We start from the raw sequence: 23,588 nt of genomic DNA, 5'->3' as shown, positions 1-23,588 counted from the left end.
ACCCACCGGACAACAGCTAGGCCGACCATGACCGTTGCACGGAGCATCAGGAACCAGGCGCAGACAATGAAGGGCAGGATCACGGAAGAGGCCGGCCGGGTCACCCGTAACAGGCGACTGCAACGCCACGGCAGGATCGACCGGGTTTCCGGAACCATGAAACAGGCCGTCGAGAAGACCAGAGCCGCCTTCAGGCGCAACGGAAGCGGACCCCGATGATGTACGACCAGACACGTGCCCGGCAGTCCGCGGGCCAGACCCCGGGCCCGGCCGCGCGCCGCAGCCCGAGCCCGGAGCCGCTGCTCCCGTCGGAAGAACGGGACAAGGTCCTCCAGTGCCTCCGGCACGCCCTCAACACCTTCGACGACATCCCGCTCGACGCGCTGGAGGAAGCCGAGAGCGCCTATGACGAAGCCACCGCCCAGCTCGTGAACGCCCTCGCGGAACGACGGCGTGTCCTGCGGGCTGGCTGGCAGGACCGCGATCCCGACGCGCAGTCCGACGAACTCCGGCTCGCGATGAGGCGGTACCGGGAGATCACTCAGCGACTGCTCCACATCTAGGCGGCCGCTGCCCCGCGCTTGCGGCTGTGAGAACGGCCGTGAAGGCTCCGTCCTGAGCCGAGCCGCAGGCACCTCCGTGCACTCCCTCGGTCCGGCCGCCCTCCCCGTCGGCGCGCGGTGGCCCCCGTTCAGCTCGTCAGGCGGAAGGTGGCGTCACTGCGTCCGGTCGCGGTGGTGATGGGGTCGAGGCGTAGCTCGTAGGCGTAGTGGCGGATGTAGTGGTCGGGGTGGTTGTAGGACTGGAACGACGACCAGGTGGAATCGGCGAGTCCGGCGACCTTGTTGAAGGTGGCGTCGGCGGCGAACTGGGCGGAGCCGTCGTTGCGGACCAGCTGGAAGTCGTAGTTGGCGTGCCGCAGGAAGTACCCGGGGTTGCTCACCGACTCGAAGGAGACGGTGCCGGTGCCCGCGAGGCCGGGCCTCATCCGGAACTGGGCGTCGTCGGCGGGGCTGACGTTCGGGTCGATGCGCACGTCGAAGTCGGTCTGGCGGACGTAGCGGTCCTGGAAGTTGTACGACTGCAGCCGCTGGACCGGGGTGTTGGGCCAGCGGGCGAGTACGCGGCTCTCCTCGGCGGCCGTGAGGTTCATGATCCAGCCGTGGCGCTTCTTCGTGCCGCCCATGTTGTAGCTGCTCGACGCCTGCTTCTGGTAGGCGGCGGGGTTGGACGGGTCGGTCGTGATGACCGGCATGTAGCCGCCGCTGCTGGCGTACTGGTCGAGGTAGAGCGCCCACTTGTTGGTGCCGTTGAACTTCATCCACATCGGGCCCTCGACCATGGAGCCGGTCAGGCCGATGCCGGAGAGGTCACCGAGCTTGGTCCACGTCCCGAGGATCGAGTTGCTGCCTTCGAGGGTGATCTGACCGTCGCCGGAGGCCCGCACGTAGCGGTATTTGCCGACACCGGCCGGGACCTCGATGATCTGGGTGTCGATGATCTCCTGGGTGCCGGGGCGCTCGATGTAGGTCTGCGGCGTGCTGATGGAGCGGAAGTCGCTGGTGCGGGCGTAGTAGATGCGGTGCTTCGTTTTGCCGTTGAGGGGCACGTTCGTCGCCCAGTACAGGACGTAGTCGTTGGTGGCCGGGTTCCAGATCGCCTCCGGTGCCCAGGCGTTGCGCCCGTCGGGGATCGCGCCGGCGACGTTGAGCAGCCACGGCTGCGACCAGTTGACCAGGTCGGTCGACTCCCACACCACGATGTTGCGGCTGCCGTTGTTCACGGACTGGTCCCAGTTCTGCCCGCAGTCGATGCACAGGTCGGTGGCGATGATCCAGTACTTGCTGCCATCGGGAGAGCGCACCAGTGCCTGGTCTCGCACGCCTTTCGTGCCGACGGGGGAGCGCAGGACCATGCCGCCGCCGTTGAGGTCGCTCCAGTGCACGCCGTCGGTGCTGTGCGAGAGGTACGTCTGCTGGTTGGTCGCCCCCTCCCCGGTGAAGTGCACCATCAGGTATCCGGGGTCGGCGGCGGCGGCCAGTTGTGGTGTGGTCAGGGCCTGACCCGTGAAGATGAGGCACGCGGCGAGAAATATCGCCGACAGCCGTGCGCGCAGCGCGGACATGTACGTCTCCTGTCGTCCTTCGCAAGCCGCCATCGGGTGACGAGGGGCGCGGTGGAGTGGTGGGGGGCTCGGTCTCGTTCCAGCGGGACAGACGCGGCTGCAGCGCGACGTGGAAGGGCACGTCACGGTCGTCGTCCGGGTGGGGCGGTGATCGGTGCGGAGGGGATCGGGGGTTGCCGTCCAGGTACTTGGCCGGGGGAAGCCTGTGCAGCCGCTTCCCTGTTCAGTGGGGCGAGTTGTCCGAAAAATCGAACAGTGTTCGTAAAGTCGGGCAGACGCTAGAGGGGGGAAGCGGGACGCGTCAATACCTCCGACGCCCGTGAATCGGGAACCCGGGAAGGTGGTTACGAGGGCGGACGGTGGCCGTGGGGTCGCGCGTACAGGTTTCCGGAGTCTTTCGCCGGGTGCGCGAGAGGCATTCGAGAGGTCTTGACGTAGTGACACCCGCAGGTGGCTCCACCATGTGCTCCCTGAGCGGGTGGTCGACAGCTGTGGCGTGGCGCGGCTCGCAGCCCGGGGGAGCCTGGGGAATACCCGCCACGCCCAGCGCCGCCCCTCCCGACGATCGTTCATCGGCCAGGAACGATCGTTGAAAGGGGCAGGTGTTACGCAGAGCGAGAACCGGGCCGTGGGAGGACGATGAGAACAGCGGGGCCCGTGACGCGCCGGGCGTCCGGGGCCGCGGTCGACAGAGGAGGCCGGCCATGGCCAACGACCGAGCCGCTACCGCGACGAGAACTCCTCCGGCCCTCACCTTCGGCAAGACCGAACGGGAGGACCACCCCTGGGAGATACAGCTCGTCAAGCATCCGGAACGCACCGAGTCCGCGCAGTTCCGCGCCGCGAAGGAGGTCACGAACAAGATCCTTCGGGAGCTGGGCAGGACCGAGCGGCCGTACGGGCCGGGGCCGTACGAGATGCACCACGGCGGCAGCCTCTGGGTGCGGACGGGCGGCGGCTGGCGGATGTACCGGGCCCGGGTCGGCATCGAGTGGAGCATGCAGTTCTGCGCCGACCCGGCGAAGGTCGACCGGCTCCGGCAGGAGGCCGCCGACCTCGTCGCCGCCTTCCCGGACACCCTTCCCGCCCTGGAGACCCTCGGCTACAAGCGGGCCCGGAAGCTGCTGGAGACCCCCATCACGGACGCGCAGGGCGTCGCGGCCTGGACCGACTCGCTGTTCAACGCGTGCGTGCCGCTCACCACCGGCAACCACCAGGGGATCCTGCCCAAGGCGGCCGGCGAGCACCACTACCCGTGGCCCATCAAGGGCGCGGACTACATCCGGTACGACGACTTCAACCTGTGGGTGACCCTGCCCGACGGCACCCACGCCGGCGTCGCACCGGTCGCCGCCCGCGGTTCCGGCGACGGACATCTGCGCATCCTCCACGCGCGGCACGGCACACCAGCAGGAGACGTCCTGGCCAAGGCGCAACGACGCCGCCAGATGGCCGTACTGCCGCCGGACAGCCCCATGGCGCTGGAGGCGTTCCAGCAGCAGATCGCGCCCGGTGCGCGCTCCGCGTCCGTCCGGGCGCGTGCCCGCGGCGGGTCCGGCGCCACCCGCCGGACCGCTTAGGCGGGCAGCGGTCATGCCGCGCAGGATCGTCGTCTGCCTGGACGGAACCGGCAACCAGGTGGGCGCCCGCAACCCGACGAACGTGGTCAGGCTGTACGAGATGCTGGAGCCGGACGATCCGTCGAGCCAGCTGCTCTACTACGACCCCGGGGTCGGCACCATGTCGGCGGCCACCGCGCGCGGACCCCTGGGGCGGGGGCTCTCCCGGCTGGGCGGCCTCGCCTTCGGCACGGGCCTGAAGGCCAACCTCGCCGAGGCGTACACCTACCTCATGCAGCACTGGGAGCCAGGGGACGCGGTGTACGTCTTCGGGTTCAGCCGCGGCGCCTACACGGCCCGCGCGCTGGTCGGGATGCTCAACAAGCCGGGGCTGATGCGCCCGGGCGCGGAGAACCTCGTGCCCTACGCGGTGGCCAGATACGCCTTCAACCAGGACATCGACGAGAGTGAGCAGGAGGTCGCGCGCTTCTCGCACGCCTTCTGCCGGCGAACCGAGAACGAGCCGCTGTGGGCACAGGTCAAGCGCAACGACCCCCGGCAGGTCTCGCACCACGCCCTCCCGGTCGCCTACCTGGGCGTCTGGGACACCGTGAAGGCGGCCGGCCTCCTCCGGCTGGGCGACCTGCGCTGGCCCTACACCTACTCGCTGCCCAACGCCGCCCGCATCCGGCACGCCGTGTCCCTCGACGAGAAACGGCGGCCGTTCCGGGAGTTCCTGGTCAGGCCACGCATCCCCGAGCCCGACACGGACCGGAGCACCGCGGAGGAGGTGTGGTTCGCCGGTGTGCACTGCGATGTCGGCGGGACCTTCGACCACGTCCCGGGGGCGCCCCTGCTCTCCACGATCACCCTCAAGTGGATCACCGACGGTGTCCGCGACGACCTGGACTTCCGGCCGGGCGCCTACGCCGAGGAGACCGCGGTCACCGAGGCCTTCGCCGACGCCACCATCCACCACAACGGCACCCTGTGGATCCTCGCGGGCCGGCGCTCGCGTCCCGTACCTCCGTCGGCGGTGCTCCACGCGAGCGTACGGCTGCGCAGGGAACGGAACCCCGGCTACCGCCCTGACCTGGCCGGACGCGGGCGCTGGGCCGACCCGGACTGGTTCAAGCCCACCTGGGGCCAGGGACCGGGGGCCGACGGGCAGGAGGCCGACGGGCCGGGGGCCTAGGGGTGCCCTCCTCCCCCGGGAGTAGCGGAAACCGGATCCGTTCCTGCTGCGGAGGCATCGCGGGTGCATCCGTGGGCACGATGTGCAGGAGCGGCACGCGGACCAGGCTGGTGAATGTCAGCCAGTAGGCCCTCGGCCAGAGGAGGCGTCATGAACCGTCAGATCCGTGTCCGCGTCAACCGCCGTCCCTCCACGCCCCGCGACACCACGATCGACCGCAGGACGCCTTCGGGCCGGATCCTGCCGTACTGACCGGATCCTGCCGCGCTGATGGCGTGCCGAGGTCAGCGCCGGCAGGGCGTGATCGCCGTACGCAGGGCCCGGCGCAGCTCCTCCGGAGGGGCCTGGCCGTCGGACTCCGCGCCGGCCGCGACCTCGCGGCCACCGTGCCCAGCTCGGCGTCGTACAGCTGCGATTCGTGACGCGGGGTGGTCCACGCCTCGTCCCAGGTGCAGCCGTGCGTGGCCATCCGGACGCCGCTCGCCAGGGTGTTCAGCCCCTTGGGAGGTGTCTGTGGCGCAGTGGTGATGACCTCGCCTCGATGGCCCCGGGCAGACTTCCTCCAGCCGCCGGAATCCGTCGGGCGAGCCGTGCCGTCCCGCCCCGGCTCCGCGGGGTCCCGGCGGCGCTGACCTGCGCCCGCCCCGAGCGCCTCCGAATACACCGGCCAGGCGAATGACCGACCCCCGCAGCGGGTACGCGGCTGCTGTCGAGGAAACTCAGGGGGACAGGCGAGACGGAGGTGGTCATGAGCGAGACCGACCTCTTCGCCACCCTCGACCCCTTCATCCACCCCGCCCTCTTCTACGGCGACGAGCACGAGTACCTCGCGGGCACCGTCTCCTTCGTGCGGGACGCGCTCGCGGCCGGTGAACCCGTCGCCGTGGCCGTGCCCGCCGACAACCTCCGGCTGATCCGGGACGAGCTGGGCGCTGCGGCCGAAGCCGTGCTGTTCCTGGACATGCGCGAGGCCGGGCGCAACCCCGGCCGGATCATCCCCGGGGTGCTGCGCTCCTTCGCCGACGCCCAGCCGCTCGGCACCCGGGTCAGCATCATCGGCGAACCGATCTGGGCCGGCCGTTCGCCCACCGAGTACCCGGCCTGCGTCCAGCACGAGGCGCTGATCAACGCGGCCTTCCGGGGCCGTACGGCGACCATCCTGTGCCCGTACGACACCCGGCGCCTCCCCCCGCAGGTCATCGCCGACGCCTACGCCACCCACCCCACCTTCGTCCGGGGCGGCTCGGGGCGGGAGGAGGACAGTCAGGCCTACGCGCCCGCGGACGTCGTCGCCCGCTACAACCAACCGTTGCCGCTCGTACCGGACGTGATGTCCCACCGCTTCGACGCGGACTCCCTCAGCGAGGTCCGGCATCTGGCGGTCGACGAGGCCGTACGGCTCGGCCTGTCGTCGGCCCGGGTCGAGGACCTGGCGCTGACCGTCGCCGAACTGGCCACCAACAGCGTGCTGCACGGCGGCGGTTCGGGCGCGCTCGGGGTGTGGGCCGAGGACGGGTACGTGGTGTGCGAGGTGCGGGACAAGGGCCACCTCGCCGACCCGCTGGCCGGACGCCGGCCCGCCGCCCGCGCTCAGAGCGGTGGCCGCGGGCTCCTTCTGGTCAACCTGGTCGCGGACCTGGTCCGGATGCACACGGGCCCCGGCGGCACGACCGTCCGCTGCTGGTTCGCCCGTTGACCACGCAGAGCGCGTCGCGAGTACCCTGCCGCGGCAGGTGACGGGGGCGTCGGCGGGCGGCCGGTACAGCGCCGCGTGGAGTCCGGCATCAACACGGGCGATACGGCCGCGGTCCTCATGGACGGTGAGGAGGAGGCTGCCGAAGTGGGAGTGGCGGACCCGGACGGAGCCGGTTGTGCCCGGATGGGGCCGGATGGGGCCGGATGGGGCCGGACGGACCTGGATGGACCCGGATGGGCCCGCTAGGCGTCTCGCCCGTGAGCCCGTGAGCCCGTGAGCCCGTGAGCCCGTGAGCCCGGGGCGCCCCGGGGGCCATGGACGGCTCAGGTGGAGATCGGGTCGAGCACCAGCGGCTCGATCTTGCCCTCCAGCATGTAGCCCAGCCCCTGTACGGCACACACGTCGGGCCGCTCGGCGATGTGCACGGGCATCTTGGTGGCCTGCCGGAGCATCTGGTCGAGGCCCGGGAGCAGCGCGCTGCCGCCCACCATCGTGATCCCGCGGTCGACGAGGTCGGCCACCAGGTCGGGCGGGCAGTCGCGCAGCACCCTTCCGATGCCGTCGAGCACGGCGGTCAGCGGCGTCTCGATCGCGTCACGCACCGCGGCGGTGTCGACCTGCACGGAACGGGCGAGACCGGTGGCGACGTCCCGCCCGTGGATCTCCGTGGACGCCGGGCCCTGGGCGGTGAGCCCGTTGCCGGACAGGGCGATCTGCAGCGGTCGTACGGACTGGCTGGGGAGCATCAACTCGTGTTCGTGGCGCAGGTGTTGGACGATCGCGTGGTCCACGGCCTCGCCGCCGACGGGAATGCGCTCGGCGGTGACGATGGATCCGAGGGAGAGCACGGCGACCTGGGTCGTGGCCGCCCCGCAGACCATGATCATGGTGGCCTCGGGCTGCTCGACGGGCAGTCCGCACCCCACGGCGGCCGCGATGAGGGTGTCCACGAGCTCCACACGCCGTGCGCCGAGCCCCACGAGCGTCTCGACGGCCGCGCGCCGGGCCAGCGGATCGGCGTCGTGCGGAGTGCAGGCCGCGGCGCGCAGGAAGGGCTTGCGGCGCAGGGCGCGGCGCATCTTGTCGCCGAGCAGCTGCCGGAGCATGCGCTGCGCCATCTCGATGTCGACGACGGTGCCGCCGGACACCGGGCGGATGACGCGGATGTAGTCCGGGGTGCGGCCCTTCATCTTCTCGGCGAACTCGCCCACGGCGATGAGGGCACCGGTGCGGGTGTTCACGGCGGCGGCGGACGGCTGGTCGACGACGAGGCCGGCGCCCTTGACGTAGACGCGGGTCCGGGCCGCCCCCAGGTCGACGGCGAAATGGCAGCGGCGCAACTGCTCCAGACTGGCAGTCATGCGGGGGTCCTCCCGAGAGCGCAGACCGTGGGGGCCGCCGGGTGGCGGGCCTTATAGGCATCGTGCGGGAGGCGGGGTGGGGAGCGCGTTTTATGGGGGGCCGGGTGGGGGTGCGGCTGAATGGGGGTTTTGTTGCTTATCTCATGATATAAGGCTCGCGTAAGAGTGACGGTGTGAGGTGCTCACAGGGATCGGACGGCGTGGAGGAGGGGCCGGGAGACCCCACTGGCGTAGGTCAGGGCCGGGAACGGGCCGCGGGTTCGACGACGCCGCGGATCACCCCCAGTTCCACCAGGTCCTGGGGCCGGATGCGGAGTTGGTCGGCCGTCGCCTCCACCTGGTGGGCCGGCCGCTTGAGGATCGCGGCCGCGAGCTCGGGAGCGATGACGGAGAAGTAACTGTCCGGGGTGGCCCAGGTGTTGTCCGACGCGGCCAGTGCCAGCGCACCCCCGGACCCGCCCTCGCCGATGACGAGAGTGGTGACCGGCGTACGGGCCGCCGCCACCGCGCCGAACAGCTCCGCGATCGCCGCGCCCGCGCCCTGCCGCTCCGCCTCCGCGTCGTTGGCCGCGCCCGGGGTGTCCACCAGGGTCAGCACCGGGATGCCGAGCCGGTCCGCGAGGCGGATCAGCCGGGCGGCGGTGCGGTAGCCCGCGGGGCGGGTCGCGGTCCCGGCCTGGGCGGCGTAGGCGACGCTGCGGCCGTCCCGCTCGCCGAAACCGCAGAGCATGCCGCGGTCGGTGCCGCCGCAGCGGTCGCCGCTGAGGGTGACCCGATGGGTGAAGTAGGCGTCCAGGTAGGCCTGCGCGCGGGGTCGTTCGGCCGAGCGGGCACGCTGGACCGCCGCCCAGCCGGTGCCGGGGAGGTCGCCGGCGCCGAGGGCGGCCGGAACGGGAGCGGCCGGAACAGCAGAGGCGGTGGCGGTCGCGGGCTCGGAGCCGGCCCCAAGGGACCCCGCCCCGCCCGTCAGCAGCCGCAGCCACCGGCCCAGCGTCACCGGCAGTTCCGCCAAAGGCACCACGGCGTCGGCCGCGCCCGCCGCCACCTGCGCCTCCGCCCGGTACGCCGTCGGGTCCGCGTCCGGCGGGCGGACCCGGGAGCCGGCGAAGCCGACCTGCGCGCCCGGCAGGGCGAGGACGACGTCGGCTCCCGCGCCCAGCGTCGCCCAGCCGCCGCCCGTCGTGGGATCCCGGAGGACGGCGATCTGCGGGAGGCCCGCCTCCCGGGTCAGCGCCGACTGACGGGCCACGCGCTGGAGTTGGGTCAGCGCGAGCATGCCCTCCTGCATACGGCTGCCACCGGTGGCGACCAGCGGGACGACAGGGAGCCGGTGTGCGCGGGCGTAGGCGTACGCCGACTCCAGCCGGTCGCCGGTGCGTTCGCCGAGCGAGCCGCCGAGGAAGCCGAACTCGAAGGCGAGCAGCACGGCCCGCGTCCCCGTGACAGTCGCGGTGCCGCACACGACGGACTCCCGCTCGCCGGTGCGCTCGGCGGCACGCGCGCGCGAGGCGTCGTAGCCGTGCCAGGCGAGGGGGCCGTCGGACACGGCCTCGTCCCCGGCCCCGAAGTCCCTTGCGGGGTGCGGGAGTTCGGTGAAGGTCGACTCGTCCGCGACCAGGGCCAGGAACGCGCGGGCGGAGAGGCGTTCAGTCACGGTTCAGCGCCCGCTTCATGATCTTCCCCATGTCGTTGCGGGGGAGGGCGGAGAGGTAGTGCACGACGCGTGGCCGCTTGTGCGGGGCGAGACGGCCGGCCACATGGTCCGCCAACTCCTGTGCACCGGGCGGCGACTGTGGATCAACCGGCACCACCCACGCCACGATCCGCTCACCCAGGTCCGCGTCCGGCTCCCCGGTGACCGCGGCCTCCCGCACTCCCGGATGCTCCAGCAGCGCGTTCTCGATCTCACCGGCCCCGATCTTGTAACCCCCGCTCTTGATCAGGTCGGTGGCCTTGCGGCCGACGATGCGGACGTATCCGTCGGGATCGCGCACCGCCATGTCACCGGTGCGGAACCAGCCGTCGGCGGTGAACGCGGCCTCGGTCGCGTCGGGCCGGTTCAGATAGCCGGTGAAGAGGTTCGGCCCGCGGACCTGGATCTCGCCCACGGTCTGTGAGTCGTACGAGGTGATGGCCGACCCGTCCTCCTCGACGAGCCGCAGCTCGACGCCGGGCAGCGGCAGGCCGACGGCGCCCGCGCGCGGCTCGCCGTCCGCCCGCACGCTGGTGTTCATGAGCGTCTCCGTCATGCCGTAGCGCTCGACGACCCGGCGGCCGGTCGCGGCCGCGATGCGCTCGTGGTCGTGCACGGGGAGCGCGGCGGAACCGGAGACGAGCAGCCGCGCCGAACCGAGTGCCTTCACCAACTCCGGTTCCGTGGAGAGGGCCTGGGCGATCCGGTGGTACATCGTCGGCACGCCGAACAGCATGGTCGCGCCGTCGTTGAGCTCGCGTGTCACACCCTCCGTACTGAACCCGCCCAGGTGCCGGACACAGCCGCCGAGCCGGAGCGGGCCCAGGATGCCCAGCACCAGACCGTGCACATGGAACAGCGGCAGCCCGTGCACGAGCACGTCGTCGCCGGTCCACTGCCAGGCGTCGGCGAGCGCGTCCAGGGTGCCGGCGATCGCCCGCCGCGGGATGACGGCACCCTTGGGCGGGCCGGTGGTGCCCGACGTGTAGACGATCAGGGCGGGGTCCTCGGCGGTGACGGCGGGGGCCGGGGCGAGGCCTCCCGTGCCGTGGACGTCCACGTCGATGCGCGCCAACTCCCTCGTGGACGAGGGGAGTTCATCACCCGCTGCCGCCAGCACCACCGACGGTGCGCTGTCGGACAGGATGTGCCCGAGCTCCTTCTCGCCCGACTTCGGATTGAGCGGCACGGCGGCCACCCCCGCCCGCAGGGCCGCCACCACGGCCACCGCGGTCTCCAGCCCGGGCGTGGCCCAGACGGCGACCCGGCCGCCGGCCGGGATCCGGGCCGCCAGGGCGCCGGTCGCCGCGGCCAGCTCGGCATACGTCAGGGACCGGTCCCCGAACCGCAGGGCGAGGCGGTTGTTCGGATTCTCCAGGGCCGGGAAGAGAGAGGTCACGCGTCGTACTCCTGACTGTCGACGATCACTGCTTGCTCCAAGCCGGGCAGGACCATCATCGGGCCTCGGTGCCCCGGGCCGGCCGCAGGGGCGTCACGGCGACTTCCCTCGCACCCCGTTAACCTGCTCATACCCTGCCGCGTGATCCACCGCCCGGCACACCTACGAGACCGGAGGCCGCCATGGTCCGTGTCGCCCTCGCCACCTACGACCCCGGAGCGCACCCCAGCAGGGACCGCGACCTTCCCGTTCTGGTGCGTGCGCTGCGGGAGGCCGGGGCCGATGCCGTCGCCGTGCCCTGGGACGACCCCGGTACCGACTGGAGCGGGTTCGATCTCGTCGTCATCCGCTCGACCTGGGACTACAGCTGGCGGGCGGGCGAGTTCGTGGAGTGGGCGCAGAAGTGCGCCGCGGTCACCCGGCTCGCCAATCCGGCGAAGATCGTGCGCTGGAACACGGACAAGCGGTACCTCGGGGATCTCGCGGCGGCCGGCGTGCCCGTCGTCCCCACCCGGTATCTCGCGCCCGGCGACGCCGCCGGCCTTCCCGACGGCCACGAGTACGTCGTCAAGCCGACCTCGGGCGCGGGCGCCCGGTACGCCGCCCGCTACACGCCGGACGACCACGACAGGGCCGTACGACACCTCGCGCGCATGCACGAGGAAGGGCTGACCGCGATGGTGCAGCCGTATCTGTCCGGCATCGACGTCAGTGGTGAGCGTGCGCTGCAGTTCTTCGGCGGACGGTTCCTGCACGCCAGTCGGAAGGGCGCCGTACTGGCGCCGGGCACGGCCTACGACGCCGACAAGGTGCCCCACCCGGACCTGGTGCCGTGGACCCCGAGTGAGGCGGAACTCGCCGTCGCCGAGCTTGCGTTGGCCGCCGTACCGGACGCATCCGGGCTGCTGTACGCGCGCGTGGACCTCGTCGACGGGGCCGACGGCCAGCCGCGGGTGATGGAGCTGGAACTGGTCGAGCCGAACCTCTTCCTCGATCTGCATCCGGGGTCGGTGGCCGCGGTCAGGGACGCGATTCTGACGGCCTCAGGGACACGGTTCTGAGGGCCTCAGGGACACGGTTCTGAGGGCCGTGAGGACGTGATTGCGACGGGCGCGAGGACGGGATTCCGACGGGTTCGGGGTGGCGGGCGGGCTGGGGCGGTCCTGTGGATGGACCTGGTTCAGTCGTTCACCGCGACCCGTTGCAACAGCCCCCAGGTGAACTCGGCGACCACCGCCCGCCTCGCCCCCTCCGCGTCCGGGGCCGTGAATGCCAGCCCCCATCGGGTCGGGGCCGTGCCCTCCAGCGGCCGGGCGGGGGCGAAGGCGCGGGCTGCCTCGTCGACCGTGCAGGACCAGGGAGTGAGGTCGGCGAGCGACTTCAGGTCCGGTCCCTCGGCTTCCGGGGCTCGGATCAGCCATTCGTTCCACACCGCGCCGTTCGGAGCGAGCAGCACCTCGAAGCGCAGGTCGGGCCAGAGGGGGACGGGGAAGAGCCATGCCTCGCAGGCCATGTCGCCGATCCTGCGCGTGAGCGTCGACTCCGGGGCGCCGAGGACCGAGCGGTACCGGGAGGCGGCGGCCCGGGACCGGGGGGAGTGCAGCATCGCCTGCCAGCGCTTGTTGGCCTCTCTCATGTCGGTGATGGAGGCGCCCAGGGCGTGGCGGGCGTCCTCCACCAGGCCTGGATTGTGGTCGGCCATGCGGCGGAGCAGGACCAGCTGGAAGTCGCGGGGGGTGAAGGGGCTAGCGGGGTGCGTGGCGGGCGGCATGGGAACCATGGTCGCCCACGGCACTGACACCCGGGCGGCGGCCGTCCGGGAGGAAGAGGACGGAGTTGACATAACGGGGGTGGGCGCGGAAGGGCAGGACGCGGCCCAGCAGGCCCTGGGAGACGACGTGCGAGGCACCCGCCTGATGGGCCTCCAGGGGGAACTGCGCGAGCGGCATCCAGGTCGAGCCGGGCAGCACCCAGCCGGCGTAGCGCAGCAGGGAGAGGTAGGTGACGACGGGGGCGATCGGCTGGATGCGGGACTCCAGCTCGACGAAGAGCGCGGGGCGGTCGCGGGCCAGCAGGCCCGTCGCCCCGCGCAGCACCGCCAGCTCGCTGCCGTCCACGTCGATCTTGATGAAGCCGACGTCCCGCAGGCCGAGTTCGTCGAGGGTGACGCAGGGGACATGCAGGGCGTGGGCGTGGATGTCCCGGCGGACCAGGGAGGACACGCCCCGGTCGCCGGCGTCGTCAGGTGGCAGCCACAGCCGGGCGGTGCCCGGGCGGTCCGAGGCGGCGGCCTGGACGACACGGACGTTCGCCGGGGCGGCGGAGGTGAGGAGGCGGGCCAGGTGGGGGACCGGTTCGACGGTCACCACCTGGCCCGCCCGCCCCGCCAGGCGCCGGGTCCACGGGCCGTACCAGCCGCCTACGTCCACAGCGGTGCCACAGCCGGCCGGGCACAGGTCGGACAGCCGGGCCAGCTCGGGTTCGAAGCGCGGGTAGACCGCCCGTGCGGTGGCCGCCACCAGGCGGACGGGCAGGTGCGGGGCCAGACGGGCGGCCAGGGTGCGGGGTGCGGTCACGGCGAGATCCGCTCCAGAAGGGACTCGTGCTCGTCGTCCGACACCTGCTCCCCGGAGGACGGCAGCAGCTGCGGGATGCCGTCGACGATCGGGTAACGGCGGTGCAGACGCGGGTTGTAGAGGGCCTCGTCGGCCGTCGGCCCGTCCGGCAGGAGAAGGTGCAGCGGGCCCTTGTCGAGCGGGCAGGCCAGGATCCGCAGCAGTGGGTCGTCGGGCTTCATGGAGGGGTCAACTCCTTGGTGACAATGGGGGGTTGGGGTGGAGCAGGCGGTGCCGGCTGCGGATCGTGCCGAGGCATGGCGAGGAGTACCGAGACGGCGAGGGCGGTGCCCGCCAGGCGCAGGGCCAGGCGCAGGGGGTCGTGCGGGAGGGCCTCGCCGAACGAGAGCGTGCCGAGTACGGCCGTGAACAGACAGGTCACGGTGGTGCACACGGGCACGATCAGCGATGCCCGGCAGCGCTGCAGTGCGGCCTGCGACATGACCAGGCCGAACGCACCGGTGAACAGCAGCAGATACGGATACGGGGAGCCCAGCAGCCCGACCACCGCGTGGCTCGGCCCACTGGTCGTCAGGTAGCTCGACACGCCCTTGATGGCGAGCGAGCTGACCCCGTACAGCAGGCCCACGGCCACCCCGTACTCCACGCCCGTGGTCGGGGCGCGGTGCCGGTGGCGGGCGCGGCGCTCGGCGGCACCGTAGAGCCACACACCACCTGCCAGCGACGGCACGCAGACCAGCAGGATCAGCGGATACGGCGCGCTGCGGCTGACCGTGTCGGCACCCGGGCCGGCCTCCTTCAGCGACAGCACGACCATGAGCAGCGCGGCGAGGATCGCGCCGAGCGCGTACCGCTCGCGGCCCGTGGTCTCCTCGCCCAGCAGCCGGGCCGAGAGCAGCACGAGCAGGACCAGGCCGGAGACGAAGATGCCCTGGGCCGCGGCGATCGGCAGGGTCCGGTAGACGGCGAGCTGCGCGCCGAAGCCGGCGGCCAGGGCGAGTGAGCCGCCGATCCACAGCGGGCTGCCGAGCACCAGGCGCAGCAGCCGGGCCGGTTGACGGATCGTCACCTCCGGCAGGGCGGCCAACGCCCGTTTCTCCAGCACGAACCCGGTGCTGTAGAGGAGATTCGCCACGAGGGCCGCCGCCACTCCCCACCACATGGCCACGCCCCCTAGGTCTTTCGCGCGTGCAGAAGCAGGATCGAGGCGAGCGACGGTCTGGAGCAGGCCAGCCGGTCGAGCGTGCGGAGCGTGCGCGGTACGCCGTGGAAGGGCGCGCCCTTCATCTCCACGATCTCGAATCCGGACCCGGCGACGAACTCCCGCAGCGCGCGGGCGGTGTAGAGCCGCAGATGCCCCACCACCTCCCTTCCCGGCCGGCCGTGGATCGCGCGCAGGCTGACTTCGGAGAACACGGGCTGCACGCCGGCCAGCAGGAGGGCGCGGTTGTACCAGGCGGCCAGGTTCGGGGTGGAGAGCATCAGGTGGCCTCCGGGGCGCAGTACACGCCGGATCTCGTCGAGCGCCGCATCCGGGTCGACCAGGTGCTCGATGACCTCGCTGAACAGCACGGCGTCGGCGCAGGCGGTCCCGAACGGCAGCCCACCGCCGCCGAGTTCACCACGGACGGCGTACGACAGGTGCGTGCGGGCGCGGGTGAGGGCGTCCTGGGACCAGTCGACGCCGACGATGCGATGGCCGGACAGCAGGGGCGCCGCGGTGGCGGCGGCGGTGCCGTCCCCGCAGCCGAGGTCGAGGACGGTGCGCGGGGTGCCCGTGGCCGGGCCGAGGGCGGTGGCCAGCATGCGGGCCTGGCGGAGGGTGCGCGGGGTGCCGGAGGCGACGGGGACGGTGGGGTTCTCGTAGAAGTCGCGGAGGCCGGGGCGGAGCGTGGGGGTGGTGGTCATGGGGCCACCTCCGTGGTGTGCGGGTGGCTTCGGGGCCAGGGGCGGAGGTGTGGGTCGCGGCCGATGCCGAGGGGGCGGAGCGTGGGGGCGGTGGTCATGGGGTGACCTCCGTGGAGTGCAGGTAGTGCTCGAACAGGTCCCGGAGGTGAGCCCCGTCGCCGTGGCTGAGCAGGGCGCGGGACCAGCGCAGGGCGAGGTGGAGGCGGCCCGCGGTGGACGCGGTGGTGACGGTCAGGCCGCGGGGCATCCGGGCCGGCGCCGAGAACCAGACCGCGTGCGCGCGGCCCGCCTCCTCGCCGAAGTCCAGGGGGTACGGGATGCGGCCGATGTTGCTGAGGAGTGTCGTCGACGTCCAGGGCGCGGCGGCTCTGCGCAGGCCCCGGGTGAGGGCGGCGCGCCAGGCCACGGGGGTGACGGGCGCGGTGAGCAGCGCGGCGCCGTGGCCGAGCTGTGGACGGGGGAGGGATTTCAGGGCGCGGGTGCGGATGGCCGTGCCGCGCAGGAGGGAGGGCATGTCGGCGACGGCGTGGGCGGCCAACTCCCGCGTGCTGAAGGTGACTTCGACCAGACGGGTGCCGTTGCCGATGGGCATGGTGGCGTCCCGGGGGCGGTCGTCCACGGGCATGGTGATGCGAAGGGGGCGTGGGCGGGCGCCGTGTTCTCTGTTCCAGTGGGCGATGGTGAGGGCGGTGGTGACCATGAGCTGGTCGTTCACCGTGTAGGGGGAGCCCTTCGGGCGGTGGGGGAGCGGGAGTTCGGTGACGAGCATGCCGTTGCCTGGGGAGGGCTCGGGGGTGCCGGGGGCGACGCGGGCGGGCGGGGACCAGTTGGAGGGGGAGTCGCCGGGGTCCCGGGGGGCGTCGGTGGTGCGTACGGGGGGTGCTGCGGGGGAGTTGTCCCTGCCTCCGTACAGCTCGGCCGCGGTGGCCAGGACACGCAGACAGGCCGGGCCGTCCAGGGCGGTGTGGTTGATGGTGAGGAAGAGGACGGTGCCCCGGGAAAGGCCCGGTTGCGGGCCGTCGTGCCTCCCGGGCGGCACACCGACGGCGTCCGTCGCCTCGCTGCCCTCCGCAGGGCCCGCCCCCTCCACCACCTCCAGGCGTACCGGCGGAGAAAGGGACAGCGGCGGGGCACTCGTCAGCGCCCGCGTCCGCGCGTCCCGCAACGCGCACCGGCCCCCCGGCGGGAAGGACACCACCTCCGCGTCCGGCCCGCCTGTCAACTCCCATTCGTAGCGCCGCCGATACCAGTGACCTGGGGCTTCGCGCATCAGGATGCGCGGATGGCGACGCAATGCCGCGACGAACGCGGCACGGAGCCGGTCCCGGTCCAGCCGCCCCGGCAGATGCACCTCGATGTGAACCGTCTCCGGCTCCTCCTCCTGGATGCAGTGCCGGGCGACCTCGTCGACGACCGGAAACGGAATACGAACCGGCGAACGAGCCGGGCCCCCGGCACGCGCGGGGTGTTCGAGTGCGGTCATTCGAGGTCGCCCCTCCCCATGGTGGTCGTCGGTCCTTGCGCGTCCTGGAGCGGTGCCGGCCGGAGCGTGGCGGCGCGGAAGGAGTTGTGGCCCGGAGGGCGCGCGGGGCTCTCGGCGCGCGCATGGTGTTCCAGTGCGCTCACTTGGGGTCACCCCTTCCGCTGTCGGGGTCCGGGTCCGGTGTCTGCTCGCGCGGTGCGGGCGGGGGCTTCGGTGTGCGGGAGGGGATGCGGGCGGTGGGTGAGCCGGGGCCCGGTCCGCCGGGGCCCCGGGCCGAGAGGGTCGGTCCGGTGTCGGGGCGCGGGGCGGAGGGCTCACCCTCGGCCCCCCGCACGTCCTCGCTCCGGGGCCGCGGCCCCCTCGCGCCGCGCATCCGGCGCGGCAGCGACTGTGCGGGTGCCTCGGAGCCGGGCGGAGCGCCGGTCGCAGCCGCCGGTGGCAGCACTGCCGTGGCCCCCGGCCCCTCGTCCGGCTCCCGCACGCTCACCACACCCGCGAACAGCCCTGTCAACGCCAGCAGTTGGGCCGCGTGACCGAACGCACCATGCCCCGCGCCCACCGGCTCGCCGGCCCCCGTCGCCGCCGCGATCCCGGCCCCCGCGAGGGCCACGAACGCGATCGGTACGAGCGGCGCGTGCCGTCGGTACGCCAGCAAGGCCAGCGCGGGCACCAGCAGGGCGAACCACCCGGCGATCACGATGCCCACCGCGGTCAGCACCACCGTGCCGAGCCACAGCCCCGGCAGCGGCGCAGCCGGCTGCGGCGGGTCGGGGTTCGGTGCGCGCCGCCTCCACACGACCAGGGCAACCAGGACCGCGAGCCCCACAGCCCCGCCGATCAGCCCGCCCTCGTAGGTCGTCGCGGGCTCGTACGACAGCTTGACCGTGCCGCCCGCTCCGGCCGGGATCCGCCAGCCCTGCTGCCAGCCGTCGAGGCGGACCGAGGTCAGCTCCTTGCCGCCCAGGGTGGCCTTCCAGCCGTCGTTGTAGTTCTCGTACGTCGTCAGGTACATGGCCGCACCGGAGCCGACGGTCACCTCCCGGCGGTCGCCCAGCCAGTCCCTTACCGTCAACCGGCGTTCCACCGCCGTGGGTTCGGTGAGTGTGCCGTGGGTGAGGGTGACGTCCGTCAGCGGGAGGGGTCCGGCGTCCCCGGCCTCGACCCGGTGTGCGCCCGCCGCCAGGTCCAACGCGTTGTCGGCGCGCCCTCGTTGGCAGAGCGTGACGTCCACCGGCCGGCGTTCCCGCAGGTCCTGTACCGTCCCCTGCACGCTCGTCCGGTACAGCTCGCCGTCCACCGCCACGTCCGGCCCCTGCCCGCACGGCAGCGAGAACGTGCGGGAGTTCCTCGGCTGCGGCGTCCGGTACTGGTCCAGTGCCGGGATGTACGCCTCGGTCAGGCCCACGGGCAGCTGCAGGTCCTCGTCGGCGACCGGGTTGTGCAGGGTCAGCGGCGCGGTCTGCGTGATCGTGATGTCCATGCGGTCCGTGGTGATCGGGTCGAAGCGGACCACGCCGTTCTCGTCGACGCCGGCGGTCGTCGAGCCGCCCGGCGAGCTGATGTCCACCTGGGCCGGACGGCTCGACAGGCCGCCGGCCGGGGCCAACACCACTTCCCCGACGGGCAGTTTGCCGTTCCAGCGCAGATGGATCGTCGGCCGGTCGCCCGCGATCCACGCCGTCGTCAGGTCCCCGTCGGTGAGGTTGCGCGCCGACAGACCCGCACCGAGCGGTGCCGTCGAGTCGGCGGTCGCCACGATGCGGTTGCGCTGGTCGGGCGCGACCTCGTACAGCAGCTTGTCGAGCGCCTCACCGGCCACCGGCACCGCACTCGCCTTCACCTCGTACGTCCCCGCCGCGGCCGTGGAGAAGCGGCGGTGCAGGCCCGCCTCGGTGCCGGTGGCGGAGAGACCGGTGGGGTCGGGGGTGCGGTGCAGGGAGATCATCGTGGCGGCGGCGTCCGAGCCGGCCGTTGCGTCCGCGTCGGTCGGCAGCCGCAGGAGCCGGGTCACCTGGACATGCGGCAGACGGACCTCGGAGAAGCCCGCGCCGGTGAGGCCCGAGCGACGGGACACCGAGTCGACGATCGTCAGCTTCATCCAACTCGTCGAGCCCGCCGGTGCCTTGATGCTCTGCGTCTGGCCGTTCGGCCGCAGGAAACTGGTCCTCGACCCCTTCTCGGTCGCCACCCGCACCTTCGTCGCCGCCGACCGCACGCTCTCCTGCGGCAGCGGCGTCACCTCGAACGACGACGGCATGTCGTAGGTGTCCGTGAGGCCGATCCGCAGCCACTGCCCGTCCGCCGAGTCCGGCGCGCCCTCCGTCCAGGCAGTCTCCGGATTGCCGTCGAAGGCGTTCACCGGGTCGTACTGGGGGAGGTGGAAGAGCCAGTTGCCGCTGGAGGAGGCCGTCACCGAGCGGGCGCCGCGCAGCCGGGCCACCGTCTGGTGGCCGAGGCCCTCGGTGGGCAGGATCTGGTGCGGCTTCTCGCCCGGGTCCTGCACGGCGTCCGGCGAGTTCCGCTCCGAACTCGTGTAGGTGTACGACGTGTTGGCGTCGACCAGGCCGAACCGGGTGTCCGCGCGGCGCAGCCCGTCGCCGACCACCTGGAGGGGCGGGGAGCCGAGCCCGGGGTGGTTGTCACCGGTCAGCACGCTCGCCCGGCCGCGCAGCTCGGACGCCGTCGGGAGCAGCGACTCGGGGCCGCCGGAGACCACGGCGGTGTCGGCGACCGGCAGCAGACGGGCCTGTCCCGGCCTCGGTACGCCCTTGCCGGCGGGCTCGTAGATCTCCACCGCCCGCTGCCGCGGGTACAGCCCCTCCACCTGGAGCGGCGCGTCATGGGCGATCGTGCCGCCGGTCATGACCGGCCCGAAGCCCGTCACCCGGACGTACCCCGACTGTTCCAGGGTCCGCTTCACTGTCGTGGTCGGCACCGAGCCGATCTGGTCGGGGTCCAGGTCATTGCGTACGACGACGTAGTAGAGGCCCGCCCGGCTCAGGTAGTCGGCGAGGCCCGGGACGTCACTGCCGGAGGCCAGGGCGTCCTCGACCGCGTCCATCGCGCGCCGGTTGCCCGGAGTGCCGAAGGGGACGTAGTCCCGTTGCGCCCAGCGGGACTTGGCGAGGACGTCGAGGGGCTGGTCGATGGGGGAGCCCCAGGTGTAGAGGCCGTGCGAGGTGGCGGGGGCGACGAGGGCGCGGGAGTCGGGGGAGTACTTCTCCAGCCAGCTCGCCGTCGTCCTCCAGTACGCGGGCAGCTCCTGGAAGGAGCCCGGGTTGAGGATCGAGCCGTTGAGGTACGGCCACGCGAGGCCCGGAAGGATCAAGGCCGCCGCGACCAGCGGGGCGAACCGGCGGCCGCGCACCGGCCGGGCCCCGCGCGCCTGCGCCGCCACGCCCACCACATGGGCGAGCCCCAGGACCAGCGCCAGAGCCAGTCCCGTCTGGAACTTGTAGATGTTGCGGAAGGGGACCAGTCCGCCGTTGAGCCAGTCCTGCACGACGCCGTGGAAGGGCGCGCCGAACGCGCCGCCGTATCCCGCGAGCAGCACCAGAGCCGTGCAGATCACGGTCAGCACCAGCCACCGCCGCTCCGGCATGTCCCGTCTCGCCAGCCCCGCCAGGCCCAGCCCGGCCGCGAGCGCCGAGCAGACGATGACGACCACCGAAGCGGCGACCGTCCAGCCCGCAGGCAGCCACGCCTGGCCGAAGTGCAGATACGCGACCCAGTTGCCGGCCCCGCGCAGCGCCTCCGTCGCCGACATCGTGGCCGTCGTGGTCTGCGAAGTCTCCACGTACGGAAGGAAGTTCTCGCCGTAGACGCCGAGCATCAGCAGCGGGATCCACCACCAGGCCGTCGCCACGACCACCCCCGGCACCCACCAGGCGATCAGCTTGCGCTGACGTGGCCCGGGCGGCCGGGAGAGGAGATACAGCCCGACCGGCAGCAGCGAGGCCAGCGTGGAGGCGCCGTTCACGCCGCCCATGAAGGGGACGATCAACGCCGAGCGCAGGGCGGCGACACGGGCGCTGTACCGCTCGTTCGTCAGCGGCAGCAGCACCCAGGGCAGAAAGGCACCGGGCAGCGCGGCCGCCGACGTCGACCCGACGACGATCGTGAACACCGGCCACAGCGCGTACGCGACGCCCGCGAGCAGCCGGGAACCCCCGCTGCCCACCCGCAACCGCTCGGCCAGCCGCAGCGCACCCCAGAAGGCGACGGACACGATCAGCGACAGCCACAGCCGCTCCGCCAGCCACACCGGCAGCCGCACGGCATGGGCCAGCCAGTAGAACGGCAGCATCGGCCACAGATAGCCGGCGTACTGGTCCTGGATCCCGCCGAAGGATCCCTGGTCGTGCCACAACTGCCCCAGACCCGAGAAGAACGCGCCCGGGTCCACCGTCACACCCAGCTTGGTGTCGAAGGTCTGCCGCCCCGGGTGCACCACCAGGAACAGCACGAAGACCACGGCCCAGAACCCCGCCGGCCAGCGCCGCGACCGCGGGCCCTCCGGCGGACCCGAGGTACCCGCGGTGGTGGGGACGGCTGCCGGAGGGGGAGCCTGGACCGTGGTCGTCATGGGGGACACCGCCGGAGGATGAGGAGAAGGTTCCAGGTGGCCAACTCCCTCACGCCGGGCGCCTTCACGACGGCCTCGGCGAGGAACGGCCAGTAGCGGGAGCGCGCCGAGACGACCCTGACGTCGTCGCGGGCACGCACCTGCCGCAGCGTGGTGCCGATGTGCACGGCGAAGAGGTTCTCGCCGAGGGTGTGCTTGGCGGGCTTTCCGGTACGGCGCCGGTAGCGGGCGCGGGCCCGATCGGCGCCGAAGTAGTGCCACGGCGACCACTCGTGACCGCCCCAGGGCGACAGCCAGTTGGTGAACGACACGTAGATGAGCCCGCCGGGCCGGGTGACGCGGGTGAGTTCACTGAGAAACGTCTGGGGGTCGGCCACGTGCTCCAGGACATTGGACGAGAAGGTGACGTCCGAGACCCCGTCGGACAGCGGCAACAAGTACCCGTCCGCGATCACGGCCCCGTCGGGAGGCTCTGCGCCCAACTCCCTTCTGTCGGGCTCGAAGAGATGGGCATGCGCGCCGCGCCGCCGGAACTCCGCGGTGAAGTACCCGCTCCCGCCGCCGACGTCCACGACCGTGCGCCCGGCGACGGCTCCGCCGTAGGCCTCGACCTGATCGACCGCGTCACGGGCCAGCAGTTCGTAGCACGAGTCCGGGTCGTCCTGTTCGTGCAGGAAGGCACGGAAGAGAGCGAGGCTGCGGCCAAGGGAGGGATCTTTCGTGCTCCGCCGGGGGCGCGGGGGTGTGCCCTGTGCGCCACCGTCGCGTGGGCGCGGACGGGCACGGCGTATCCGCGGCCGCATCACGGCCCCCAGCCCCTCACCGCCTCGGCGGCGACGGCACGGAACTGTCCTACCGTCCGGTGCCAGCGATAACGCGCCGCGCGATCCCGCGCCGCCTTGCCCATCGCCTCCCGCCGCGGCCCGGACAGGGCCAACGTGCACCAGGCCGCCGCGAACGAGGACTCGCCGTGAGCCAGCACCCCCGTCTCCCCGTCCACGACGGAGTCCCGCAGCCCGGGTACGTCGAAGGCGATCGTCGGCGTCCGGCGGGTGGCGGCCTCGGTGACGACCAGCCCCCATCCCTCCACGGCGGACGGATGCAGCAGCAACCAGGCGGCGCACAACAGCCGGTGCTTCTCCGCCTCGGAGACATGGCCGGCGAACTCGACGCCGGGACCGGCGATCCGCTCCAGGCGACCCCGTTCGGGACCGTCACCGACGATCACCAGCCGGCCGCCGGTGACCGGCCGCACCCGCTCCCAGAGTCTCAGCAGCAGATCGATCCGCTTGTACTCGACGAGCCGGCCCACCGCCGCGAACAGCGGCTCGGCCGATCGCTCGGCACATGGCCCGGGCTCCTCCACCCCGTTGTGCACCACGCGGATCCGGTCACGTTCGACACCGATCGCGCGCAGGGCGTGCGCCGTCGAGGGGGAGACGGCGACCAGCAGACTCCGGTTCTGGGCACCGGTCAGCGCCCACTGTTCGAGTCTTCGGCCGATGCGCGCGGCCGGGGTGAAAGGCCCAGCGAACCGCATCTTCCACAGGTCGGAGTGGACATGGTTGACCAGGCACAGAGTGGGGCCGTGGTGCCAGAGGGGCGCGAGGTAGGGCATGCCGTTGCAGACCTCGACCAGCAGATCGGTCTCACCGACCTGTCGGGCGAAGGCGGAGCGGGCGCGCAGGTAGTGGCCGAACTCGCCGCCGGCCGACACGACCCGGTAGTCCCGGAAGGCCGCCGGGCCGCCGCAGATCAGGGTGACCTGGTGGCCGAGGTCGGTCAGCCCCTCGGCGAGCCGGTCGACCAGCAGCTCGGAGCCGCCGGCCGCCGGATTGTCCAGATCCCGGTGGGCAAGGAAAACGATTCGGCGCGGTTGTGGGGGGAGCGCCGGAGGGTGCTGCGCCGCCCAGGGGTGTGCGGCGCGCAGCTGGGAAGGCACGTGCTGGGGCATGGGTGCTCCAACTCGTCTCAGGGTGCGGAACTCAGCGGTGTCTTTCCGGACTTG

19 protein-coding genes are annotated in these 23,588 nt (G+C 72.5%); 5 read left to right on the top strand and 14 right to left on the bottom strand.

The window, feature by feature from the left end; all coding sequences use genetic code 11:
• Positions 1-215 precede the first annotated feature (215 nt).
• Positions 216-563, top strand: coding sequence for a hypothetical protein (locus OOK07_RS13185; protein ID WP_266796564.1), 348 nt, complete (start codon positions 216-218; stop codon positions 561-563).
• 128 nt (positions 564-691) lie between these two features.
• Here OOK07_RS13185 and OOK07_RS13180 read toward each other — a convergent pair whose 3' ends face one another.
• Complete coding sequence (locus tag OOK07_RS13180) at positions 692-2,125, bottom strand: glycoside hydrolase family 43 protein (RefSeq protein WP_266796563.1); 1,434 nt, start codon at positions 2,123-2,125, stop codon at positions 692-694.
• Between the two features lie 704 nt (positions 2,126-2,829).
• Between OOK07_RS13180 and OOK07_RS13175 the strand changes: the two genes are divergently transcribed.
• From OOK07_RS13175 to OOK07_RS13165, 3 genes are all read left to right on the top strand, one after another.
• Entirely contained in the window at positions 2,830-3,705 is an 876-nt protein-coding gene (locus OOK07_RS13175; protein ID WP_266680001.1) for a DUF6424 family protein, read from the top strand.
• A gap of 13 nt (positions 3,706-3,718) precedes the next feature.
• On the top strand, positions 3,719-4,879 hold the full coding sequence (locus OOK07_RS13170; RefSeq protein WP_266679999.1) for a T6SS phospholipase effector Tle1-like catalytic domain-containing protein: 1,161 nt from the start codon (positions 3,719-3,721) through the stop codon (positions 4,877-4,879).
• 748 nt (positions 4,880-5,627) lie between these two features.
• Entirely contained in the window at positions 5,628-6,575 is a 948-nt protein-coding gene (locus OOK07_RS13165) for an anti-sigma factor RsbA family regulatory protein (protein WP_266679997.1), read from the top strand.
• Between the two features lie 323 nt (positions 6,576-6,898).
• Here the strand turns inward: OOK07_RS13165 and OOK07_RS13160 are convergent, their stop codons facing one another.
• The 3 genes from OOK07_RS13160 to OOK07_RS13150 form a co-directional block, all read right to left on the bottom strand.
• Positions 6,899-7,936, bottom strand: a complete 1,038-nt coding sequence (locus OOK07_RS13160) for a rod shape-determining protein (RefSeq protein ID WP_266679995.1) — start codon at positions 7,934-7,936, stop codon at positions 6,899-6,901.
• Between the two features lie 235 nt (positions 7,937-8,171).
• Positions 8,172-9,590 (bottom strand): carboxyl transferase domain-containing protein, encoded by a 1,419-nt coding sequence (locus OOK07_RS13155; RefSeq protein WP_266796559.1) that lies wholly within the window; start codon positions 9,588-9,590, stop codon positions 8,172-8,174.
• A complete protein-coding gene (locus OOK07_RS13150; RefSeq protein ID WP_266796557.1) occupies positions 9,583-11,028 on the bottom strand; it encodes an acyl-CoA synthetase in 1,446 nt (481 codons plus the stop codon). The genes OOK07_RS13155 and OOK07_RS13150 overlap by 8 nt, the downstream gene beginning before the upstream one ends.
• 182 nt (positions 11,029-11,210) lie before the next feature.
• On the opposite strand from OOK07_RS13150, the gene OOK07_RS13145 reads away from it, so the two are divergent.
• The gene (locus OOK07_RS13145) at positions 11,211-12,089 is read left to right on the top strand and encodes an ATP-grasp domain-containing protein (RefSeq protein ID WP_266796555.1); all 879 of its coding nucleotides are present in this window, start codon (positions 11,211-11,213) and stop codon (positions 12,087-12,089) included.
• 119 nt (positions 12,090-12,208) lie between these two features.
• Here the strand turns inward: OOK07_RS13145 and OOK07_RS13140 are convergent, their stop codons facing one another.
• The 10 genes from OOK07_RS13140 to OOK07_RS13095 form a co-directional block, all read right to left on the bottom strand.
• Positions 12,209-12,808 (bottom strand): hypothetical protein, encoded by a 600-nt coding sequence (locus OOK07_RS13140; protein ID WP_266796553.1) that lies wholly within the window; start codon positions 12,806-12,808, stop codon positions 12,209-12,211.
• Positions 12,774-13,604, bottom strand: coding sequence for an FkbM family methyltransferase (locus tag OOK07_RS13135; RefSeq protein ID WP_266796552.1), 831 nt, complete (start codon positions 13,602-13,604; stop codon positions 12,774-12,776). Before OOK07_RS13135 ends, OOK07_RS13140 begins: the two co-directional genes overlap by 35 nt.
• Positions 13,601-13,825, bottom strand: a complete 225-nt coding sequence (locus OOK07_RS13130; protein ID WP_266679983.1) for a Trm112 family protein — start codon at positions 13,823-13,825, stop codon at positions 13,601-13,603. The genes OOK07_RS13135 and OOK07_RS13130 overlap by 4 nt, the downstream gene beginning before the upstream one ends.
• On the bottom strand, positions 13,822-14,754 hold the full coding sequence (locus OOK07_RS13125) for a hypothetical protein (protein ID WP_266801935.1): 933 nt from the start codon (positions 14,752-14,754) through the stop codon (positions 13,822-13,824). Before OOK07_RS13125 ends, OOK07_RS13130 begins: the two co-directional genes overlap by 4 nt.
• 23 nt (positions 14,755-14,777) lie before the next feature.
• Positions 14,778-15,512: a class I SAM-dependent methyltransferase gene (locus tag OOK07_RS13120; protein WP_266679981.1), complete on the bottom strand. Its 735-nt coding sequence runs from the start codon at positions 15,510-15,512 to the stop codon at positions 14,778-14,780.
• A gap of 94 nt (positions 15,513-15,606) precedes the next feature.
• Positions 15,607-16,995 carry a condensation protein gene (locus OOK07_RS13115; RefSeq protein ID WP_266679974.1) on the bottom strand — a complete coding sequence of 463 codons (1,389 nt, stop codon included), beginning with the start codon at positions 16,993-16,995 and terminating at the stop codon, positions 15,607-15,609.
• Positions 16,992-17,138: a hypothetical protein gene (locus tag OOK07_RS13110; protein ID WP_266679972.1), complete on the bottom strand. Its 147-nt coding sequence runs from the start codon at positions 17,136-17,138 to the stop codon at positions 16,992-16,994. Before OOK07_RS13110 ends, OOK07_RS13115 begins: the two co-directional genes overlap by 4 nt.
• Complete coding sequence (locus tag OOK07_RS13105; RefSeq protein WP_266796549.1) at positions 17,135-21,580, bottom strand: alpha-(1->3)-arabinofuranosyltransferase; 4,446 nt, start codon at positions 21,578-21,580, stop codon at positions 17,135-17,137. The genes OOK07_RS13110 and OOK07_RS13105 overlap by 4 nt, the downstream gene beginning before the upstream one ends.
• The gene (locus tag OOK07_RS13100; protein ID WP_266796547.1) at positions 21,577-22,383 is read right to left on the bottom strand and encodes a class I SAM-dependent methyltransferase; all 807 of its coding nucleotides are present in this window, start codon (positions 22,381-22,383) and stop codon (positions 21,577-21,579) included. Before OOK07_RS13100 ends, OOK07_RS13105 begins: the two co-directional genes overlap by 4 nt.
• Positions 22,383-23,534: a glycosyltransferase family 4 protein gene (locus OOK07_RS13095; RefSeq protein ID WP_266796545.1), complete on the bottom strand. Its 1,152-nt coding sequence runs from the start codon at positions 23,532-23,534 to the stop codon at positions 22,383-22,385. Before OOK07_RS13095 ends, OOK07_RS13100 begins: the two co-directional genes overlap by 1 nt.
• Positions 23,535-23,588 lie beyond the last annotated feature (54 nt).

It is taken from the genome of Streptomyces sp. NBC_00078 (genome assembly GCF_026343335.1).
Taxonomy (GTDB): Bacteria; Actinomycetota; Actinomycetes; order Streptomycetales; family Streptomycetaceae; genus Streptomyces.
This window is presented reverse-complemented; position numbering and strand designations above follow the sequence as displayed.

Excerpts from the sequence above, each read along its gene's own strand:
- OOK07_RS13165 (WP_266679997.1), top strand. The coding sequence starts at position 5,628 with ATGAGCGAGACCGACCTCTTCGCCACCCTCGACCCCTTCATCCACCCC.
- OOK07_RS13175 (WP_266680001.1), top strand. The coding sequence starts at position 2,830 with ATGGCCAACGACCGAGCCGCTACCGCGACGAGAACTCCTCCGGCCCTC.
- OOK07_RS13145 (WP_266796555.1), top strand. The coding sequence starts at position 11,211 with ATGGTCCGTGTCGCCCTCGCCACCTACGACCCCGGAGCGCACCCCAGC.
- OOK07_RS13170 (WP_266679999.1), top strand. The coding sequence starts at position 3,719 with ATGCCGCGCAGGATCGTCGTCTGCCTGGACGGAACCGGCAACCAGGTG.
- OOK07_RS13105 (WP_266796549.1), bottom strand. The coding sequence starts at position 21,580 with ATGACGACCACGGTCCAGGCTCCCCCTCCGGCAGCCGTCCCCACCACC.
- OOK07_RS13185 (WP_266796564.1), top strand. The coding sequence starts at position 216 with ATGATGTACGACCAGACACGTGCCCGGCAGTCCGCGGGCCAGACCCCG.
- OOK07_RS13130 (WP_266679983.1), bottom strand. The coding sequence starts at position 13,825 with ATGAAGCCCGACGACCCACTGCTGCGGATCCTGGCCTGCCCGCTCGAC.
- OOK07_RS13120 (WP_266679981.1), bottom strand. The coding sequence starts at position 15,512 with ATGACCACCACCCCCACGCTCCGCCCCGGCCTCCGCGACTTCTACGAG.
- OOK07_RS13140 (WP_266796553.1), bottom strand. The coding sequence starts at position 12,808 with ATGGTTCCCATGCCGCCCGCCACGCACCCCGCTAGCCCCTTCACCCCC.
- OOK07_RS13160 (WP_266679995.1), bottom strand. The coding sequence starts at position 7,936 with ATGACTGCCAGTCTGGAGCAGTTGCGCCGCTGCCATTTCGCCGTCGAC.
- OOK07_RS13115 (WP_266679974.1), bottom strand. The coding sequence starts at position 16,995 with ATGACCGCACTCGAACACCCCGCGCGTGCCGGGGGCCCGGCTCGTTCG.
- OOK07_RS13095 (WP_266796545.1), bottom strand. The coding sequence starts at position 23,534 with ATGCCCCAGCACGTGCCTTCCCAGCTGCGCGCCGCACACCCCTGGGCG.
- OOK07_RS13180 (WP_266796563.1), bottom strand. The coding sequence starts at position 2,125 with ATGTCCGCGCTGCGCGCACGGCTGTCGGCGATATTTCTCGCCGCGTGC.
- OOK07_RS13100 (WP_266796547.1), bottom strand. The coding sequence starts at position 22,383 with ATGCGGCCGCGGATACGCCGTGCCCGTCCGCGCCCACGCGACGGTGGC.